Raw genomic sequence first — 2,080 nt, forward strand, 5'->3', positions numbered from 1 at the left:
ATCCTGCCCTCGCCAGCGGTAGCGGGACGCTACCGCTACTGCCGCCGGGACGGCGGCGCTACTGCTTTGCTGCCGCCGAGTCGGCTAGCGATGCCGCCACCGCGCGGTCGCGCGCCCACGCACGCAAGCGCGCAATATCCTCCGCGCGCGTGACCGAGAGCGGCACGCTGTCGCGGATAGCTTCCGCCACCGTCTCGGTCGTCAGCGGCTTCTTGTCGGTGAAGGAGGCATAGAGCGAAGCCTGCACCGCCGCCTCGATCTCGGCGCCGGAGTAGCCTTCGGCTGCGGCGACGAGCGCGTCGAGGTCGAACTGCCTGGGATCGCGCTTCCGCTTGGCCAGATGCAGCGTCAAGATGGCGCGCCGCTCGGCGGCGTTAGGCAAGTCGACAAAGAAGATCTCGTCGAAGCGCCCTTTGCGGATCAGCTCCGGCGGCAGCACCAGCACGTTGTTCGAAGTGGCCGCCACGAACACCGGGGCCTTGCGGTCCTGCATCCAGGAGAGGAACTCGCCCAAGAGGCGCGCGGAGACGCCGGCGTCGGCGGAGGCGGAGTCCGGTCCCGAGCCGGCAAAGACTTTTTCCAGCTCGTCGATCCACAGCACCACCGGCGCAAGCTGCTCGGCGACGGCGAAGAGTTTGCGCACGCGCTTCTCCGTCTCGCCGATGTACTTATCGAAGATGGCTGAAGTATCGAGCTTCACCAGCGGCAGCCGCCACGCACGCCGCGCGGTGGCTCGAGCCCGAATTCTTTCGCGCCCGGTTCGAAAGCGGCTCGCCGCTTGGCGATCCACTTCTTCAGGTTCTCGAGACCGCCGACCTGCGACATGTCGGCGACGGCGTCCACGAACTCGAGCATGCCGCTGCGCCGCAGCATGTCTTTCTTCGACTCGAGAACATCGGTCACCACCTCGGGACAAAATGCGTTGCGCCCGACAACGGCTTGCGTGACCGCGCGCTCGGCTTCGTCCTCGGTGAGGCCGGTGAGGTTGGTGCAGAGCGCTTCCATGCCGGCTTCGTCGATGGTGGATTTGACCGTGCGCTTGAGCGCCAGCCGTTGCAATGTCTCACCCACGATGCCGCGCAACCGCGTGCGGTCGGGCAGCCCGAGGTCCACGTACTCGACCTGCTTTTCCAGCTCCGCGGGCAGCTTGAACGACGGCCCAGTCAAGATCATCGCCCGGCGCTGGCGCGCAAAGTCATGGGCCACCTCGCGCAGCAGCCGGACGATGGTCGCGTCGTCCATCTGGCGGTGGAAGTCTTTCAGCACAAACACGGCGTCGATGGTCATGGTGCCGATGTGTGCCAGCACCCCAGCCGCGTCTTTCGTGTTCAGTATCGGGCCGGACTGAGCCGAAGCTTGCGTGTCGGCCTGTCCGAAGTCGATCTGCGGCACGCCCGCCTGGTACATCGCCTGCTTGGCGGCGGCGATCCTCTTGGCAAGCGCGTTCGTCCCCCCGCCCGTCCCAACGCCCGTCGTCTTACTCTGCGCAGGCGCTGACGGGCTGCCCCCGCTCGCAGACCGCGTGAGGCCGTCCGCGATGCTCCACTCGAATAACGGCAGGTTCAGCTCAGCGGCGGCTTGGCGGACCAGCGCCAGCGCGCGCTCCTCCTCCACCGTTTCCATCAGGATGATCGGGGTGGAGGAGTTGATGAGGACCTTGATGCGCTCGAGGGTGTCCATTTAGGGGTGAGGCTTCGTTTGACCCAGTGCGGTGGATGCCGTAAAATACTACATTCTGCTCCGGTAGAAATCCCTTTTCCGTAAGGACCAGCGAACCGCCATGGCAAACCATTTTTCGGCGCTGAAACGCGCCCGTCAGACCACGAAGCGCACCGGCATCAACCAGTCGAACACCTCGCGCTTCCGCGGCGCGATGCGCAAGTTCCGCACCGCCCTCGATGCCGGCGACAAGAAGGCCGCCCAAGAAGCGTTTGGCGCCACCGTCTCGGCCATCGATAAGGCCATCCAGAAGGGGACCATCCATCGCAACACCGCCGGCCGCTACAAGAGCCGGCTCAGCGCGCGCCTGGCAAAATTGAAGTAAGAGCTTAGATTTCTTTGGATCCGGCAGGCCGAAAGG

Annotated in this window: 3 protein-coding genes; 1 reads left to right on the forward strand and 2 read right to left on the reverse strand. The window is 65.3% G+C overall.

Annotated elements, in window-relative coordinates; translation table 11 throughout:
- Positions 1-58: 58 nt before the first annotated feature.
- Both M3P27_12355 and M3P27_12360 read right to left on the reverse strand, forming a co-directional pair.
- Positions 59-700, reverse strand: a complete 642-nt coding sequence (locus M3P27_12355; protein MDP9269101.1) for an AAA family ATPase — start codon at positions 698-700, stop codon at positions 59-61.
- Positions 697-1,680, reverse strand: coding sequence for a hypothetical protein (locus tag M3P27_12360; GenBank protein MDP9269102.1), 984 nt, complete (start codon positions 1,678-1,680; stop codon positions 697-699). Before M3P27_12360 ends, M3P27_12355 begins: the two co-directional genes overlap by 4 nt.
- 100 nt (positions 1,681-1,780) lie before the next feature.
- On the opposite strand from M3P27_12360, the gene rpsT reads away from it, so the two are divergent.
- Entirely contained in the window at positions 1,781-2,044 is a 264-nt protein-coding gene (rpsT, locus tag M3P27_12365; protein MDP9269103.1) for a 30S ribosomal protein S20, read from the forward strand.
- Positions 2,045-2,080: the final 36 nt, after the last annotated feature.

It is taken from the genome of Acidobacteriota bacterium (assembly GCA_030774055.1).
Taxonomy (GTDB): Bacteria; Acidobacteriota; Terriglobia; order Terriglobales; family Acidobacteriaceae; genus JACPNR01.